The 18,828-nt window shown below is 62.4% G+C and carries 13 protein-coding genes; all 13 read left to right on the top strand.

Annotated elements, in window-relative coordinates:
- Positions 1–136: 136 nt before the first annotated feature.
- The 13 genes from DY926_RS13580 to DY926_RS13520 all read left to right on the top strand — a co-directional run bounded on the left by DY926_RS13580 (position 137) and on the right by DY926_RS13520 (position 18,813).
- On the top strand, positions 137–1,102 hold the full coding sequence (locus tag DY926_RS13580; protein ID WP_116703851.1) for a thiamine pyrophosphate-dependent dehydrogenase E1 component subunit alpha: 966 nt from the start codon (positions 137–139) through the stop codon (positions 1,100–1,102).
- A 32-nt stretch (positions 1,103–1,134) separates the two neighbouring features.
- A complete protein-coding gene (locus DY926_RS13575) occupies positions 1,135–2,163 on the top strand; it encodes an alpha-ketoacid dehydrogenase subunit beta (RefSeq protein WP_116703850.1) in 1,029 nt (342 codons plus the stop codon).
- 1 nt (position 2,164) lies between these two features.
- A complete protein-coding gene (locus tag DY926_RS13570; protein ID WP_116703849.1) occupies positions 2,165–3,313 on the top strand; it encodes an acetoin dehydrogenase dihydrolipoyllysine-residue acetyltransferase subunit in 1,149 nt (382 codons plus the stop codon).
- A gap of 357 nt (positions 3,314–3,670) precedes the next feature.
- Positions 3,671–5,140 (top strand): xylulokinase, encoded by a 1,470-nt coding sequence (gene xylB, locus DY926_RS13565; protein WP_116703848.1) that lies wholly within the window; start codon positions 3,671–3,673, stop codon positions 5,138–5,140.
- A gap of 89 nt (positions 5,141–5,229) precedes the next feature.
- On the top strand, positions 5,230–6,357 hold the full coding sequence (locus tag DY926_RS13560) for an L-dopachrome tautomerase-related protein (RefSeq protein ID WP_116703847.1): 1,128 nt from the start codon (positions 5,230–5,232) through the stop codon (positions 6,355–6,357).
- Positions 6,358–6,393: 36 nt separating this feature from the next.
- A complete protein-coding gene (locus DY926_RS13555) occupies positions 6,394–7,761 on the top strand; it encodes a sugar porter family MFS transporter (RefSeq protein ID WP_116703846.1) in 1,368 nt (455 codons plus the stop codon).
- A 530-nt stretch (positions 7,762–8,291) separates the two neighbouring features.
- A complete protein-coding gene (locus DY926_RS13550) occupies positions 8,292–9,587 on the top strand; it encodes a LysR family transcriptional regulator (RefSeq protein WP_116703845.1) in 1,296 nt (431 codons plus the stop codon).
- Positions 9,584–10,810 (top strand): MFS transporter, encoded by a 1,227-nt coding sequence (locus DY926_RS13545; protein ID WP_116703844.1) that lies wholly within the window; start codon positions 9,584–9,586, stop codon positions 10,808–10,810. The genes DY926_RS13550 and DY926_RS13545 overlap by 4 nt, the downstream gene beginning before the upstream one ends.
- Before the next feature lie 70 nt (positions 10,811–10,880).
- Positions 10,881–13,226, top strand: a complete 2,346-nt coding sequence (locus DY926_RS13540) for a TonB-dependent receptor (RefSeq protein WP_241503224.1) — start codon at positions 10,881–10,883, stop codon at positions 13,224–13,226.
- Positions 13,227–13,302: 76 nt separating this feature from the next.
- A complete protein-coding gene (locus tag DY926_RS13535; RefSeq protein ID WP_196778585.1) occupies positions 13,303–14,583 on the top strand; it encodes an MFS transporter in 1,281 nt (426 codons plus the stop codon).
- Positions 14,584–14,649: 66 nt separating this feature from the next.
- Positions 14,650–16,203 carry an aromatic amino acid lyase gene (locus DY926_RS13530; protein WP_158552003.1) on the top strand — a complete coding sequence of 518 codons (1,554 nt, stop codon included), beginning with the start codon at positions 14,650–14,652 and terminating at the stop codon, positions 16,201–16,203.
- Entirely contained in the window at positions 16,190–17,554 is a 1,365-nt protein-coding gene (locus DY926_RS13525; RefSeq protein ID WP_116703841.1) for a dihydroorotase, read from the top strand. Before DY926_RS13530 ends, DY926_RS13525 begins: the two co-directional genes overlap by 14 nt.
- Entirely contained in the window at positions 17,551–18,813 is a 1,263-nt protein-coding gene (locus DY926_RS13520; protein WP_196778584.1) for a Zn-dependent hydrolase, read from the top strand. Before DY926_RS13525 ends, DY926_RS13520 begins: the two co-directional genes overlap by 4 nt.
- Positions 18,814–18,828: the final 15 nt, after the last annotated feature.

Genomic DNA, 18,828 nt, shown 5'->3' with positions numbered 1-18,828 from the left:
TGTCCGTCACATGGGTGTGAAAGCCAGCGGGCCATGCTTGCCCGGTTGTTCACCGGGGGTGTGTGCTGCGTGTGTACCCGCTCGCGGCCCTGTCGTGCCCGATGGGCGGGACCAGTAAAGAACAGGGGAAACACCCATGCAAATAGCGCGTGAAACGCTGCTGCGCTCATACAGGGCCATGCGCACCATCCGCATGTTTGAAGAGCGTCTGCATGTTGAATTCGCAACCGGCGAAATTCCCGGTTTCGTTCACCTTTATTGCGGCGAGGAAGCCTCCGCCGTGGGGGTGTGCGCCAATCTGACGGATAATGACACCATCGCCAGCACCCATCGCGGCCATGGCCACTGTATTGCCAAGGGCGTGGAAGTGGGCGGCATGATGGCCGAGATTTACGGGCGCAGCACCGGCGTGTGCCGGGGCAAGGGCGGCTCGATGCACATAGCCGACCTGACCTGCGGCATGCTGGGGGCCAATGGCATCGTGGGGGGCGGGCCACCGCTGATCTGCGGGGCGGCGCTGTCGCACAAGACCCTGGGTGATGGTGGGGTCGCCGTTGCCTTTTACGGGGATGGAGCCTCCAACGAAGGCACGACGCTCGAAAGCCTCAACCTCGCCATGGTCTGGCAGTTGCCCGCCGTTTTCGTGGTGGAGGACAATGGCTATGGCGAGGCCACAAGTTCGTCCTACGCCTGTGCAGGCACCCAGCAGGCGCGTGCGGCGGGGTTTGGCATGCCGTATCTTGAATGTGACGGGTCGGACTATTTTGCCGTACACCAGGCGGCGGGTGAGGCGATTGCCCATGCGCGCGCGGGCAAGGGGCCGGTCATGCTGCATGTGCACCTGACACGCTGGTACGGCCATTTTGAAGGGGACGCCATGACCTATCGCGCCCCGGATGAAGTGCCGAAGGCCCGGAGCGAGCATGACTGCCTCAAGATGTTCCGTGAGCGTGTGACACAGGCGGCCCTGCTTGACGCCAGCGTGCTGGATGAAATCGACGCCGCCGTGGCGGACGAGATCGAGGCCGCCGTCATGAAGGCGAAGGACGACCCGCTGCCGCAGGCCCCCGACCTGCTGGCTGATGTGTATGTCCGGTACTGAGCCGATCCCTTCAAGAACGAAAGAAACGAACAATGAGCAGGAAAAGCTTTCGTCAGGCCATTAACGAGGCCCTGCGGCAGGAAATGCGCCGTGACCCCACCGTCGTCCTGATGGGTGAGGACGTGGCCGGTGGCCGTGGCGGGTCGGCTGGCGTAACGGATGCGTGGGGCGGTGTTCTGGGCGTGACCAAGGGGTTGCTGGAGGAATTTGGCGACACCCGCGTACTCGACACCCCCATTACCGAAGCCTCCTATATCGGTGCTGCCGCCGGGGCCGCCGTCACGGGCCTGCGCCCGGTTGCGGAACTTATGTTTGTCGATTTTGTGGGGAGCTGCCTCGACCAGATCATGAATCAGGCGGCCAAGTTCCGGTACATGTTTGGCGGCAAGGCGCGCACGCCACTGGTCATCCGCGCCATGTACGGTGCCGGGTTCAATGCCGCCGCCCAGCACAGCCAGGCGCTGTATCCGCTGTTCACCCACATCCCCGGGCTGAAGGTTGTCGTGCCGTCTTCGGCTTATGAAGCCAAGGGCCTGCTGATTTCCGCCATCCGTGATGATGATCCCGTCATCTTCCTTGAAAACAAGGTGATGTATGATGACGAGGATGAAGTGCCCGATGAGGCCTATACCATCCCGCTGGGGGAAGCGAACCTGACGCGTGAGGGGGATGATGTCACCATCGTCGCCTTCGGCCGCATGGTGGGGCTTGCCAACCAGGCCGCTGACCGGCTGGAGAAGAAGGGCATAAGCTGCACGGTCATCGACCCGCGCACCACGTCCCCGCTTGACCGGGAAACGATACTGGAATGTGTGGCCGATACGGGCAGGCTGGTCATTGTTGACGAATCCAGCCCGCGCTGCAACATGGCGACCGATATTGCGGCCCTGGTGGCGGAAGAGGCGTTTGATACCCTGCGCGCGCCCATCCGCCGCGTCGTGCCGCCCCATACCCCGGTGCCCTTCGCCACGGTTCTGGAAACGCTGTACCTGCCCAGCGTGGAAAAGATCGAGGCGGCGGTGACCGCAACCATGAACCATCGTGTAGTGGAGAAAGTCTGATATGGCTCAGGACATCATCCCTATTACCATGCCCAAATTCGGCCTGGCCATGACGGAAGGCAAGATTGCCGGCTGGATGGCCCCTGCCGATACGGACATAAAAACCGGTGATGAACTGGTGGATATCGAGACCAGCAAGATCACCAACACATTTGAAAGCCCCGTGACCGGCAGGCTGCGCCGTCAGGTCGCGGCGAATGGCGAGATGCTGCCGGTTGGCGCGCTGATCGGTGTGGTGGCCGACGCAGCCGTGCCGGATGCGGACATTGATGCGTTCATTACCCGTTTCCAGGCGGATTTCGCCGCCACATCCGGCGGGGCGGACGCGGATGCCCCGGCGGATGAGCCGGTCATGGTGACGGTGGGCAACCACACGCTGCGCGTGCATGACCGGGGTGAGGGGGAGGAGACGCCCCTTGTGCTCATTCACGGTTTTGGCGGTGACCTGAAGAACTGGATGCTCAACCATGCCGCACTGGCGCAGGGGCGGCGTGTCATCGCCTTCGACCTGCCGGGGCATGGTGGTTCATCCAAGGATGTCGGCCCCGGAACGTTGGCCTTCTTTGCGGAGGTCACAGCGCAGCTTCTGGCCCATCTCGGGCTGGAGCGGGTGCATGTGCTTGGTCATTCACTCGGCGGCGGTATCGCCCTGACGCTGGCGCATACGGCACCGAAAAGCGTCGCCTCGCTTACGCTGGTCGCCCCGGCCGGGCTGGGGCAGCAGATCAACATGGAATTCATCAATGGCTTTATCGAGGCCGATCGCGTGCGCACACTTCAGGATGTCCTGAAATACCTGGTGCATGACAAGTCGCTCATTGGCCGGCGCATGGCGGATGACGTGCTGCGTTACAAGCGTCTTGATGGGGCGGAAGCCGCACTGCGCACCATTTCGGCCGCGTGCTTCCCCAATGGCAGGCAGGGTGATGACCTGCGCCCGGTGCTGGAATCCGCAAGCCTGCCCATAACCGTGATCTGGGGGCGTGAAGACGAGATCCTGCCCGCGGCCGAGGCGGAAAACCTGCCCGCAGGCATCGTGCGGCATATCCTGCCCGATATCGGCCACATGCCCCAACTGGAAGCCGCCAGCACATTCAACACGCTGGTGACCGACTTCATCAAAAGCCCGGATCTTGTCAAAACGGCCTGACAGGCAGGCTGTTCGGACCCAGGTCCATCCATATCATCCATGAACAGGGAAAGGGGAGGGGCGTGATGGCTTCTCCCCTTTGTCCGTTACGGGGAATGGCTTATGGGCCAGCCCGAAAAGTAAAACTGATTTTACTGCCAGTTCCACAATTAAAACAGATTTCGCCCGGCTACATACTTTGCGTTGCACCTGCCGGGTTCAGGGATGTGGGAAGAAATTTCCCGTAATGATCCTCACCACAAGGTGTGTAAGGCACGCTTGCCACATGGCAGGTCATGTGTGTTCACTTGTATTGATTAAAGACGCGGCAAAAAGAAAAAGCCGGACTGAAACAACAGTCACGGTATGGGAAGAATAATGTTTGTCGGAATTGATCTGGGTACGTCCGCCCTCAAGGCCGTTCTTGTGGATGACAGCCAGCGTGTTGTCGGCAGCCACACATATCCATTACGTGTCAGTTCCCCGCATCCCGGCTGGAACGAGCAGGCGCCGGAAGACTGGTGGACCGGCCTGCTTGCCACAATGGATGCCCTTGCCCACGCCCACCCGCGCGAAATGGCGGCGGTAAAGGGCATCGGCCTGTCCGGGCAGCAGCATGGCGCGGTCCTGCTGGGTGGGGATGGAAACGTGCTGCGCCCGTGCATTTTGTGGAATGACGTGCGTGCGGCCCCGCAATGCCTGACCTTTGAGCACAGGTTTCCCCAAAGCCGGGAAATCTGCGGCAACATGGCCATGCCCGGTTTTACGGCCCCCAAGCTGATATGGGTGGCGGAGCATGAGCCGGACATCTTTCGCGCCACCCGGCATGTCCTGCTGCCCAAGGCATGGCTGCGCTACCGCATGACCGGCGAGATGATTGACGACATGTCCGACGCATCCGGCTCCCTGTGGCTGGATGTGGGCGCGCGCCAGTGGTCGGATGAGGCATTGGCGGCAACCGAACTCCCGCGCAGCGCCATGCCAGAACTGGTGGAAGGAACGGCGCGGGCGGGCACGCTGCATGCCGGTCTGGCCGGGCGGTGGGGCATGGCGTCGCGCCCGGTGCTGGCGGGTAGCGCGGGTGACAATGCCGCCGGTGCGGTGGGGCTTGGCGCGGTTACGGCCGGGTCATCTTTCCTCTCACTGGGAACGTCGGGGGTGCTGTGGGTTACGACGGATCGCTTCCGCCCGCATCCACAGGGCGGTATCCATGCCTTCTGCCATGCGGTGCCCGGTATGTGGCACCAGATGGGGGTGACCCTTTCCGCCGCGTCCGCCCTTGCATGGTGGGCGCGGACCACCGGCATGGCAGAACAGGCATTGCTGGCGGAACTGCCACAACATATTGCGCGGCCATCCCCCGTCATTTTCCTGCCCTACCTTTCAGGTGAGCGCACACCGCATAATGATGGCAATATCCGTGGGGTTTTTGCCGGTCTGTCGCATGGTACCAGCCGTGCCGACATGACGCAGGCGGTGCTGGAAGGGGTTGCGTTCTCGTTTCGCGATGTCGTGGATGCGCTGGCGGATGCAGGCTCCACCCTGCGCGATGCGGATGTGATTGGCGGTGGTTCCAACAGCCGTATCTGGGTGTCCATACTGGCCAGCGTCACGGGACTTTCGTTGCACCGGCTGGCGCATGGGGAACAGGGCGGCGCGTTCGGCGCGGCCCGGCTTGCGCGCATCGCCGTAACGGGCGAAGCCGTGGATGCCGTCTGCCTGCCACAGCCCCGTGAGGAAACACTGGTGCCCGATAGGGAACTTGCCGCCAGCTATGCGGCTTCGCTGGCCCGTTACCGTGCGCTCTACCCCGCCATCCGTGGCGCAATGGATGCCCCCGTGGCCTGACGGCGCGGGCATGGGTGAAAAAAACAGGTGGCCACTTCCGGGCCATGGGGCCAAAAATCGTGCAGGAACAGGAAAGTGGACGGACTGTTATGAAAAAAGGCTTGTTATACACGGTTTTCCATCGCTGCGGTGCTGCCGCCGTGCTGGCGATGCTGGCCTGCGGCACCGCGTTCGCGGCGGATAGTGTGGACCATGGGGCAGCGCCCAGCGGCAATATCACGGTCATGGCGCGCTTTGCGGACATGCAGCCATCGGGCATCGCGGTACTGCGTGACGGGCGGATCATCCTCGCCTTTCCCCGTAGTGCCGCCGATCATGCCGGCCCCCGCCTGGCCCAGTTGCGTGACGGGAAGGCCGTTCCCTTTCCCGATGCGGCAACCCAGTCGCGTTTCATTTCCCCCCTTGGCATGACGGTCGATGCCACAGGCCGGTTATGGGTGGTGGATGAGGGAACCGTCGCGGGGCAGAAACAGCCGCCCACCCCCGCGCTGATCGGGCTGGACGGGCAGACCGGCCGGATCGTGGCCACCATCGCGCTGGGCAGTGGGGCCACCCGCCCGGACAGCCACGTCAATGACGTGCGCGTGGACATGACGCATGGGGCACAGGGCACGGCCTATGTAAGCGATACGTCGCTTATGGACCATCCGGCCATTATTGTTGTTGATATTGCAACAGGTTACGCGCGCCGCGTGCTGGAAAACGCACCCTCGACCCGTGCCGAGCCGGGTTTTGCCATGGAACTTGACGGGCAGATGCTGCGCTATGACATGGCGCACCCGGTCATGGGGCAGGGGGGGATAGATGGCGTGACGCTGAGTACGGATTCAGGACGGCTTTACTGGCAGCCCCTTTCCAGCCGCCGGTTGTACAGCGCGCCTACGGCCATGCTGGCCGATGCCGCCGTGTCCCCCGCGCAACTGGAACAGTCCGTGCGGGATGAGGGAGAGGATGCGGTTGTCGATGGCATGGCGACCGGACCCGACAATACTCTGTACTTGACCGATATTGAACGCCACGCCGTATTGCGCCGCACGGCGGACGGGCACCTGTCCGTCCTGGCGCATGACCCGCGCCTGATCGCGCCGGACGGGCTTGCGATCAAAGGGGACAGCCTGTGGCTGACGGTGGGGCAGTGGGGGCGGCTGCCCGTATTCCATAACGGACGCGACATGCAGGAACGCCCCTGGCTCGTGGTGCGCATACCCCTGAAATAAAGTCCCGGCGGCGGCAGGATGAAGGAACGCAGATAGATGGCGCATGACGGCCAGACGGCTTCGGGCTCCGGCATCGTCAACCTGATCGCGGCGGTGGCCGCCACGGGTGGCCTGCTGTTCGGATATGACACCGGCATCATATCCGCCGCCCTGCTGCAGATCACGCCCGATTTCGCGCTTGATACGCTGGGCCAGCAGGTCGTGACCTCGGCCATCGTGGCGGGCGCGCTGGGGGGCTGTCTGGTGGCGGCACCCCTGTCCGACCGGCTGGGGCGGCGGTACATGATCATGTTCGCGGCACTGGTCTTTATCATTGGCACGCTGGTCGCCGCGCTTTCGCCATCGGTGGGGCTGCTGGTGTTGGCGCGGTTCATCCTCGGGCTGGCCGTGGGCATGTGTTCGCAGATCGTGCCGGTCTATATCGCGGAAATTGCCCCGCGTGAGACGCGCGGGCAGATGGTTGTCCTGTTCCAGCTTGCGGTGGTGTTCGGGATTCTGGTCTCCTTCATCGCGGGGTATCTGTGCCGTAACCAGAGCTGGCGGCTCATGTTCGGGCTGGGGATCATACCGGCGGTCATCCTGTTTGTCGGCATGTCGCTGCTGCCGCGCAGCCCGCGCTGGCTGGCCATGAAAGGCAACCTGGAGGGGGCGTTCGAGGTCCTGCAACGGCTGCGGCGTGACCCGGCTGCGGCGCGTACGGAGCTTGATACGATCGTAGCCATGCATGATGAGCAGGCCCCATGGTCCGCGCTACTGCAGCCATGGGTGCGCCCGGCCGTGGTGGCGTCGGTAGGGGTGGCGCTGTTCTGCCAGATTACCGGCATCAACGCGGTGCTGTATTATGCCCCCACCATTTTTGCCGGGGTGGGGTTTGGCCAGAATTCGGCATTGCTGACATCCATCGCCATTGGCGTTGCGATGGTCATCTCCACCGCCTTTGGCAGTTGGGCGGTGGATGCATGGGGGCGGCGCAGGCTGCTGTTGCGGCTCATTCCCGGTGCCGTCATTTCGCTTGTGGTGCTGGGGGTGATGTTCGCCATCGGCTCGACCAGCGGGATCAATACATGGATCACGGCCATGGCGGTCGTGTGCTATGCCGTTTTCAACGTGGGCAGCCTGTCGGTGGCCATCTGGCTGGTGGGGGCGGAAGTTTACCCCCTGTCATGCCGCAGCAAGGGCATGAGCCTTGTGGCCGCGACCCACTGGTCGGCGGACCTGCTGATTTCACTGACCACGCTTTCGCTGGTGCAGGCGCTGGGGGCGGCGGGTACGTTCTGGATGTATGCCGGCATCAATTTCCTCGCCTTTATGTTCGTCTGGCGTTACGTGCCGGAAACGCGCGGGCACTCCCTGGAGAAGATCGAGGCGAGCCTGAAGGCCGGGACTTTCCGTGACCTGACCTGACACGCCTCCTGCCCATGACCTGATACACGGCCTGCCCCTACAGTGGGGGCAGGCCGATGTCGTATCTGGTGGCAGGGATGCGGGCAGGTTTCTTCCCGCCTGCTTACCGTTCCCGCCCGGCAGGCGGGTCCCCCGGCTTTGTGAAAAAACACGTTCGGCTACCGGGCGGATTTCGGGTATGTGCGGATAATATGTTACGATTTCAGATCGGTTTTCCGTTCCCGCACCCCATGAGCACATGAAGGGTTATACCTTATTTTGCACTTTCTATACCTTTTTATGCGTATTTGTTGCGGGTCAGAAACTTCCTGCTATATCGTAAAAATGGCTGAAAACTGCTGAACATGGGGATCATGGATCAGGGAAATCATACATGATGAATTAAACGTAAATTCTCTGTATTTTAAAATAAGACACACTCATGTGGAGTTATCTTAAAATAACAGAATGATTTGTGTGTATTTTGCCTGTAACATACAACCTGCGTTGCCGGACCGGCCGGACGCCACGAGAAGCATGATGGGGAAGAGATGGAACTGTCCGCGTTAATCTATTTCGTCTCGCTGGTTGACCATAAATCAACCCATGATGCCGCGTCCGTCCTGAATGTCAGCCAGTCCACCATAAGTCACGCCGTATCCGCGCTGGAACACGCCATGGCGGCCCCGCTTATTACGCGTGGCGTGCGCCGGCGGAACCATACCGGCATCACCACGGCGTATGGGCAGAATCTCTACCGTTCCTCCGTCATGCTGCTGCACTGGTGCGCCGACCTGCTTTCGGGCAAGACGATGCGTGCCCCCCGGCTTGCCCTCAATCTTTATTCCGACCGGCGCGTCACCTTTCCCGGCCTGTCGGATGAGAGCCTGCAACGCATCCTGCGCTCCAACCTGAGCCTGCGCATGATCGGTCATTTCCTGACCGTGTGCGACGTGGGCAGCATCGCGGGGGCGGCGCGCAAGCTGCTGCTGACCCAGCCCACGGTTACGCGGCAGCTCCATAAGCTGGAAAGCATTGTCGGCACGTCGCTGCTGGTCCGTTCAACCTGCGGCGTGCAGCCGACTGCCGCCGCACGCCTGCTCATTCAGGGCTGCCAGTCCATAGACCGGATGTACCGCCGGATCATGAAGGATGAAAACATCAGCTACTTCCTTCAGACCCGGGCGCTGCACCTTGCGGCCATGATGCCCTCCAGCCCCGACAGTTCGCTTACCATCCTGCTGGCAAGGCTGGTGCGTTACTGGCGTGAAAAACGCTTTTCACCATCCCTGACCATTTCCACCACCGCAGCGCCCACCATCATAACGGGTCTGGTCAATGCGGATTATGACGTGGGGCTGTGCGATCTGGTTGACCTGCCATCGCACTTCCAGTCGGTTGATGTGGAAACGCAGAACCTCTTTCTCGTGCTGCCCATGAACAGTACGGAATCCGCCGCCATGTCGCTGCCCACCATCATGGGCGCGCATGTACTCGCCGTGCCCGGTTTTGGTACCGGCCTGCGCCGCCTGACCGATATGTTCCTTGAAAACGAAGGCATCGTACCGGCGGGCGTGGTGGAAACGCAGTCCCTGTCGCTGCTGCTGCGCCTTGTCATTGATGGCACATGCTGTGCGCTGCTTCCGGCCGGGTCGTTCCATGCGGCCAATGTGCGCGCCATTCCCCTGCCACGGCGCTACCGGATGACAACCCGACTGGTGTGGAAAGCCAGTCATGCCGACATGGCAAGTATTGAGCGCCTGAAGAACAGCATCATGGAAATACAGTCACAGCGCTCACGCAACGCCACCATCCGTTCACGCCCGGCGCAGGCGAGTGCGGCATGAACGCCATGACCTTTTCCGGTCCGGTTGGCGGCCTGTGGCGGCGGCGTGGGGTCGTGGCGCTGCTGGTCGTAGCCGGTGGCATAAGCTACATCGACCGTTCCGCGCTATCGGTGGGCAATACGGCAATCGTGGCCGACATGCACTTTTCCGATACGCAGATGGGCTGGATGCTCTCGGCCTTCGCATGGGCCTATCTGGTGTTCCAGATTCCGGCGGGGCTTCTGTCCGATCGCTGGGGCGGCCGCCTTGTGCTGGGGATCAGCCTGGTTGTCTGGTCACTGGCACAGATTGCTTTCGGCCTGGCTTCGGGCGTGTGGGCTTTCTTCATCTGCCGTGCGCTGCTCGGGGCAGGGGAGGCCCCGCTTTTCCTTGCCGGAACCAGCGTGATCACACGCTGGTTCCGGCCGGAGGAACGTGGTGGCCCCATCGGGCTGTTCAACGCATCCTCCACGCTGGGGCCAGCCATCGCGCCGCCGCTGCTGCTCGCCATCATGAGCGTGTGGGGGTGGCGGGACATGTTCATTACTGTCGGGTGCGCCAGTCTGGTGGTGGCCTTTGTCTGGCTTGCCGTCTATCGCGACCCTGCCCGGATCGTGCCCGCCCCTGTGCGGCAGATCCCCACACGCGCCCATCTGTCCTATCTGCTGGGGCAGCGTTCGACATGGGTGCTGACCACGGGTTTTGTCGGGGTGATCTATATTACCTGGCTCTATGGCGCGTGGCTGCCTGCTTACCTGCAGAAGGTTCATCACCTTACGCTACGGCAGGCGGCGCTGTTATCCGCGCTGCCCCAGCTGTTCGGTTTCTTTGGTAGCGTGCTGGGCGGTTTCCTGACTGACCGGCTGGGACGCAGGGGCATGTCGCCCGTCGCGGCCTGCCGTATTCCCCTTGTCTGGGGGCTGGTCTGCGCCTCTGTCGCGACCGTCATGGCGGCGGTCATTCCATCGCTGGGCGTGTCCGTTGCCCTGATCTGCGTGGCGCTGTTTTCCGGCGGGATCGCCATGACCTGCGGCTGGGCGCTGGGGGCGGTCATCGTGGCCGAGGACCGCGTGGCCACCATGGAATCAATTCAGAATACAGGGGGCTCACTGGGTGGCGCGCTTGCGCCCGCCCTGACCGGAATGATTGCCGATCACTTCGGCTCGTTTGTTCCGTCCCTGCTTGTTGCTGGCGCCATCGGTTTTCTGTGCGCCGGAATTTATCAGTACGGCCTGAACGAATAGTTCAGGCGCCTTTCGGAATATTCACCCTCATATCCATCGGGTCCGGGTGCAGGATAAAGGATACACAAGTATGGACTTCCGGAAAAATCTGGCACGTTCGACACTAATGGCCACCGTAGCAGCATTTGCACCCTACCACGCATGGGGCGCTGATGCACCGCCAGCGGAGCATGCCACCCATTCCCCTGACACAACAAAGGCGCACACCAAGCGCGCGCAGGCGGTCCTGAAGCATCAGGCAAGCGAGACCATTGCGGTTTTCGGCCATGGGTCAACGCGGCAGATGACCAGTGTAACCCGCTCGATGATGGAACAGAGCGTGCCCGGCACCTCCCCCATGAAGGTGCTGAACCAGTTGCCGGGCATTGTGTACCAGTCCGCCGATCCGTTCGGGTCGTATGAATATTCAAGCTCGCTGTACATGCGCGGCTTTTCACAGAACCAGATCGGTTTCACGCTTGATGACATCCCGCTGGGTGACCAGCAGTTCAACAACTATAACGGGCTGAGCATCAACCGCGCCATCACGACCGACAACGTGGGCGGGGCAGATGTGTCACAGGGTGCCGGTGCGGTGGATGTGGCGTCCAACAGCAACCTTGGCGGTGCGATTCAGTTCCATTCCATCGACCCCTCCCACACCCGTGGGGGCACGGTGGAACAGACCTTCGGCAGCAACCAGACCTTCCGCACCTTCGCGCGCATCAACAGTGGTGACCTGAACAGCAGCGGCACGCGCTTTTACGCATCCTATGCCCGTACGGACATGAACCTGTGGAAGGGTGGCGGCTACGATTATTCCGATCAGGTCAACGCCAAGATCGTGCAGCCACTGGCCAACGGGTCATCCATCAAGGCGTTTTTTGACTGGAGCTCGACCCAGCAGTTCGACTACCAGGACATGACCCAGAACTACCTGAGCACGATCGGCCCCAAGCTTTCCAACTATTACCCCAACTATACTGCCGCCTATCAGGCCGCGCAGGGCATCTATCCCGCGCAGTACCAGAAATCCAACGACCCGTATGATGCCGCTTACTATGCAGGCACCGCCAACCGCGTGGATTACTTTGGCGGGATCACGCTTGATGAAAACCTGACATCCCACCTGAACTGGAAAACAACGGTCTATGGCCATGGCGATAGCGGCTACAGCACATGGACCACGCCGTACATGCCCTCACCCAACGGTGCGCCGCTGTCGCAGCGTGTGCAGGACCCGGGCATCCAGCGCGGCGGTTTCCTTTCCGCCGTGACCTATGGCATTGCGCGGCACAAGATCAATGCCGGTGTGTGGTATGAATATGGCCGCTTTACCGAAGGGCGCTCCTTTGCCGAGGCCCCGCTGCTGGGGCAGGGTACGCTGGGCAACCCGACCGATGGCTATCCCTCCAACGTCTTCGCCACGCCATGGCAGGAAATCTTCCATAGCAACACGTTCACGTTCCACCTGCAGGATACATTCCAGGTCATGAAGAACCTGAAGATCAATGCAGGTTTCAAATCCATGATCGTCTCAGCGGGCAATACCGTGCCGACACAGAATGTCGCGGCCAATGGCGGGCTGATCGCACAGGGCAACCTGACGGCGGCTGATGCCTTCCTGCCGCAGGTCTCCGCCGCATGGCGCTTCCTGCCGCATCATGAACTGTTCTTCGATGTCTCGAAGAACATGCGTACCTATCCTGAAGATGGCTTCACCACCAACGTCTCCGCCACCCCGTGGACGGAAACGCAGACCGCCTTCCAGTCCACCAAGAACCAGCTACGCCCGGAAAAGGACTGGGTTTACGAACTGGGTTACCGCTACACCACGCCCATGCTCAGCGGGCTGGTCTCGCTCTACCGCGTCAACTTCTCCAACCGCCTGCAGCTGATCACATCCAACCACGGGATCAACGCGCAGACCGCGATCAGCAACGTGGGCGGTGTCACCACCAACGGGGCGGAAGCCAGCTTTACCGTGCGCCCGACCAATGGGCTGTCGATCTACAACTCCTTTTCCTATGCCCATTCCACGTACGACCAGAACGTCATGACGAGTGCCGGCCTTGAGCCGACCCGTGGCAAGCTCATACCGAACTATCCCACGTTCATGTACAAGGGCAGCATTTCCTATAGCTGGCACCACTTCAAGGCGAACCTGGATGGGAATTACATCTCCAGCCGCCAGCTTACCTATACCAACGATGCGCATGTGCCCGGTTACTTCCTGGCCAATTTCGGCATGCATTACAACTTCGGGGACTACAAGTTCCTCAAGGGCATCAACGCCAGCTTCAATGTCTATAACCTGTTCAACAAGACCTATGCCGCAACCACGAACGAACTGGGGAATACCTTTACCGCGGGCTACAACTACTTCCTGATGGGGGCGCCCCGGCAGTTCTTCGGTACGATCAGCACCAATTTCTGATCCATCCGGCATGCCTTCCTGCCCCGCTGATGCAGTTGGGGCAGGAAGGAATTTTACGTGATGAAGGACAAACGCCGTGCAGACGCCCCCCATGCGACATCGTAACCTGATTATGGCGGCTTCCGTCGGCAACCTTCTGGAATGGTACGATTTTACGGTCTATGCGCTGTTTGCCCGCTATATAGGGGAGGCGGTTTTCCGCTCGGCCGACGGGTTTTCCCAACTGGCGCAGAGCCTGCTGGTTTTCGGTCTGGGCGCGGTGGCGCGCCCGCTGGGTGCGTTCGTGCTGGGGCTTTATGCGGACCGGCATGGACGCCGCAAGGCCCTGTCGGTCACATGTGTTCTCATGGGGGTGGGGGCGGCGCTGATCATGCTGGACCCGCCCTATGCCCACATCGGGCGGCTGTCCATTCTCGTGCTGTGCTGCGCGCGGCTGTTGCAGGGAATATGCGCGGGTGGTGAGATTGGCAGTGCCACGGCCTTTCTCAATGAACAGGCGCCACGTCACCTGCGCGGGCTGTCGGGTTCGTTCCTGCAGGCCACGATGGGGCTGTCCAACATCCTTGGCGCGGGTGTCGCGGCAGTACTGACGACCATCCTTACGGATGCGCAACTGGGTGCGTGGGGCTGGCGTGTGCCATTCGCCATCGGACTGGCCATCATCCCTGTCGGGATCTACCTGCGTCGCTCCATGATGCCGGACATGCCCGCGCCCACGGCAGGCCGGAACATATCGGTCCTGTCCGAACTGTTTGGTAAATACAAAAGGAATATTGCCCTGGCGCTGTGCATGTCCATTTTGTGGGCAGCAGCGCCGTACAGCCTTATCATCTATTTCCCGCTTTACATGCAGACGGCCTTTGGTGTTTCGGCCCATGCCAGTTATGTCGCCTTCATGGCCGGGAACCTGGCGCTGGTGGGCGGATCGCTGCTGGCGGGCAGGATGGCGGACCGGATCGGGGCATGGCGCATGCTGTCCGGTAGCGCGCTTGCGCTGGCGGTCGTGCCCATGATGCTGACCGCGGCATTGCCACCTCATCCCGGCCTGCTGGCCATGGTGGGGGTCGAGACCGGGCTGTGCCTGCTCGTGGCGCTGTATGTGGGCGTGGCCCCGCTGGGTATTGCCAGCCTTTTCCCCCGTCAGGTCCGCGCCAGTGGCATCGCCATCAGCTACAATGCCGCGATGACGGTTTTTGGCGGTTTTGCGCCTGCGTTCCTGAGCATGCTCGGCGCACGGCAGCATATGCTTCTGGCACCCGCTTTCTATGTCGCGTTCGCGGCCATTCCCGCACTGGCGGCCCTGGTGGCCTGCGCAAGATATGTTGGCCCGACGCATGATGTGCAGCCGGAGGCATAGCTTGCGCAGGGATAAGCATAAGACCGCCAATGATATAAATGCGAAACTACCTGCATGGAAGATTGCATGATGCAGCACGCCACCGATGTGGTCCTGACGGGACATGACCTGTGCCTGGCACAGGTTGCCGCGATAGCGGATGGTGCGCCCGTCATCCTTTCGGCCGAAGGGATGGAACGGATGGCCGCCAGCCATGCCGTCCTGCTGGAACTGCTGGCGGAAGGCGGTGAGGTCTATGGCACCACCAGCATGGTCGGCGCCTTCAAGGACCGTGACATTCCCACGGATGACACGACCGCCTATGCCCGGCGGCTGCTGCGTTCGCATGCACTGGGTTCCGGGCCCGCCTTTGCCGTGCGTGAGGTGCGGGCCGCCATGGCCATTCGCCTCAACGGGCTGCTCAGTGGGCAGACGGGGGCTTCCCCCGCCCTGGCGGTGGCGCTGCGTGACCTGCTCAATGCGGGTATTACGCCAGTTGTGCGCATCTATGGCTCCATCGGGTGTGCGGATGTCGGGCTGATGTCACATATCGGCAAGGCGCTGCTGGGCGATGGGGATGTAATGGTACCGGGGTATGACACGCCCCAGCCCGCCATGGCCATGCTGCGCCGTCATGGCCTGTCGCCCTTCGTCCCCGGGCCGAAGGACATCATGACGGTGCTGTCCAGCAATGCGCTGTCGGTCGCCACCGTTGCGCTTGCGGTGATGGAACTGCGGCAGGCATTGCCGGTGAGCCTTGGGGTGTATGGCCTGTCCTGCGCCGGGTTTGGTGCGTTCCGTGCGCCATGGCAGGCGGTGCGGGCCAATGGCACGCCTGCCGAAAGGCGCGTGGCCACCTTCGTCATGCAGGCGATGGATGATGACGCATGGGTTTCACGCGGGCATATCCAGGACCCGTTATGCTTCCGCTGCCTGCCCCAGACAGGGGGCGCGCTGCTTTCGGCCCTGCTGCGGGTGGATGCGGCGCTGCGCCATGCCTTCAACCACTGTGATGACAACCCGCTGCTGGTGGGTGACGAGATCCTGACCTCCGGCGGGTCGCTCCCGCTGGAACTGACGCTGGATGTGCAGATGCTGCTGCAGGCGGTCGCGCATTACGCGCGCGGGTCCATGGGGCGTATTCTGACCCTGTGCCGTGATGACCTGTCCGGCCTGCCGCGTAATCTTACCCTGCATGCGGGATATGACATCGCCTTCGGCGCCGCGACAAAGCTGGCGGTCGATCTGGGCACCCGAATCCTGCGTGAGGCGGCGCCTGCCTCGCTCTATCAGGTGCCGGTGGCCAACGGGGTGGAGGATGAAGCCTCTTACCTGCCCATGGCCGGGCGCGCGCTGGAACTGCAGATCGGCCTGCTGCGCCGGCTGGTCGCGCAGGAAGCCGTGACCGCCTTTCAGGCCGTGCATCTGGCGGGCAATGAAAGCACCCTGCACGGCATGGCCGGGCGGCTGCATGCGCGACTGGCGACCCGGATCGCGCCCGTGACCGACCTGGTCCCGCTATGCACAGTTTTTGACGCCGCGCGTGAGGTCCTGTTCACCGGCGCAACCGAAATATCTGGCCCTTCCGCCCTTCTGTTCGGGGCTGACGGCATCTTGCAGGAGCATCATGAAAATGCATGAACTTGTCCTGACCGGAACGGTCGTGACCTGCGCGGGAATACTGCATGATGGCTGGATCGCGGTCGATCATGGCCGTATTTCCCGCTTCGGGCAGGGGGCAGCCCCACAGGCGGCGGAAACGCAGGATTATGGTGACGCCCTGCTTCTTCCCGGCGGGGTTGACGCGCAGGTCCATTCCCGCTCGCAGAAGGGGCAGGAAGACTTCATCTGGACCACGCGTTCCGCCGCGGCGGGGGGGATCACCACCATTGCCGACATGCCGTATGATGATGGCTTTCTGGTCTGTACCGCTGACCGCCTGCGGCTCAAGGCGCGGGAGGCTGCCGAACAGGCCCGTGTGGATTTTGCCCTGTGGGGCACCATAGCACCCGCCGATGGCCCGGCCCATATTGCCGACATGGCGGCGGCGGGGGCCTGTGCCTTCAAGTTCTCCACCTTCGGCACCGACCCCGAGCGGTTCCCGCGCATCCCCGCTGATCTTCTGGCTGAATGTTTCACCGCGGTTGCCCGCTGCGGTCTGGCCGCCGGTGTGCATAACGAGCATGACGCGATGGTGCGCGCCCATATCCGCCGCGTGGCGGAATCCGGCATTACCGACTGGCGTGCGCATGGGCTGTCCCGCCCGCCACTATCCGAAGCACTGGCTACGTCCGAGATTTATGAAATCGCGGCGGCGACCGGCTGTTCGGCCCATGTGGTGCATGCCTCCATCGCTCGTGGCTACGAACTCTGCGCCGCGTACCGCAGGCAGGGGTTTGATACTACCATCGAGGCCTGCATCCACTACCTGACGCTGGATGAGGAACATGATGTCGCGCGTCTGGGCGGCAAGGCCAAGATCAACCCGCCCATCCGCCCCCGGAGCGAGGTCGAGGGCATATGGGCGCATCTGGTGGCGGGGAACGTGACGGTGGTTTCAACCGACCATGTTTCATGGAGCGAGGAACGCAAGACCGACCCGAACATGCTGAAAAACGCCTCCGGCGCGCCATCGCTTGAGGTTCTGTACCCGCTTTTCCTGACCGAACTGTCGCGCCGTGGGCTTCCGGCCACCTTCGCGGCAAGGCTGCTGGCGGAAAATCCGGCGCGCCTGTTCCGCCTGTCCGACCGCAAGGGGGGCATTGCCATCGGGCGTGATGCCGACATCACGGTCGCCCGGCCTGAAACATGGATCTATGACCCGCGCGCCAGCGGCAACGCCTTTGCCACATGGAGCCCCTATGAGGGGCGGACGCTGGACTGGCGCATCGCCGCCACCTACCTGCGTGGCCAGCGCGTATTTGATGGCGTGGAGGTTTTGGCGGAACCGGGAACGGGCCGGTTCACCACCCCCGAAAGGCATGGCGCATGAGCATGCAGGCCCTTTCACCCCATATCCAGCCCGAGCGGCTGTGGGATGATCTGATGGAACTGGGAACGCTGACCGACCCCGGTCAGCCTTATACCCGCCGCTCCTTTTCCCCGCGTTTTCTCGAAGGGCGTGAATGGCTTCGCCATCGTTTCGAACAGGCGGGGCTGGCGTGCCGGATTGATGCGGCGGGCAACCTGATCGGGCGTCGCGGCGCGCAGTCGCCCGATGCGCGGACGATCATGACCGGCTCCCATTCCGATACCGTGCCCGGTGGCGGCAGGTTTGATGGCATACTGGGCGTGCTGGCGGGGCTGGAGATCGCGCGCGCGATGCGTGATGCCGGTGTTACGCTGGCGCATCATTTTGAAGTGACCGATTTCCTGGCGGAGGAGCCGAGCGAGTTCGGCCTGTCATGCATCGGCAGTCGCGGCATGACCGATTGCCTGACCCCACAGCACCTGGCCCTGCAGGCGCCATGGGGGGAAACCCTGGCTGCTGCGATAGACCGCATGGGGGGCGATGCGTCCCGGCTGTCTCACGCGCAGCGCCACGATATTGCAGCCTTCATGGAACTGCATATCGAACAGGGTATCGTGCTGGAACGTGAGGGCACGGAGATCGGCATTGTCGAGGCCATTGTGGGCGTCACCCGCATCGAGGTCATTTTTTCCGGTCGCGCGGACCATGCGGGCACGACCCCCATGGACTGCCGGTGTGACGCCATGGTCGCGGCGGCGGGTCTGATTACCGCCGTCTCGCATCTGGCGCGCGATGCGGCGCGGGCGGGCAGGGGGCATGTCACGGCAACATGCGGCATTGTGGAGGTACTGCCCAATGCATCCAACGTCATCCCGCGTCAGGCCCGGCTGGTGATCGACATCCGCGTGAGCGAACGCGATGCCTGTGAACGCCTGCTGGCCCGGCTGCGCGCCGTCGCCACAGAACAGGCCGTGGCCTGTGACGTGACACTGGCACGCTTTGAAATCCAGTCCGACTCACCCCCCGTTGCCTGCAGCCCGGTCCTTGCCGGCAGGCTTGAGGCGGCGGCGGGTGCGCTGGGCCTGTCATCGCGCCGCATGGTCTCGGGTGCGGGGCATGACGCGGCGTTCATTGCGCGCGTGGCCCCCAGCGCCATGGTTTTCATTCCCTGCCGTGACGGCCGCAGCCATGACCCGGAAGAATGGATCACGGCACATGATGCCGCCAACGGCACGCGCGTGCTGGCCGATGCAATCATGGCGACCGACGCCAGTAGCTGAATACATACGAAATTA

Source organism: Komagataeibacter melaceti, assembly GCF_003403295.1.
Classification (GTDB): Bacteria; Pseudomonadota; Alphaproteobacteria; order Acetobacterales; family Acetobacteraceae; genus Komagataeibacter; species Komagataeibacter melaceti.
The sequence above is the reverse complement of the archived record's forward strand: the minus strand, read 5'-3'. Positions and strand labels throughout refer to the sequence as shown.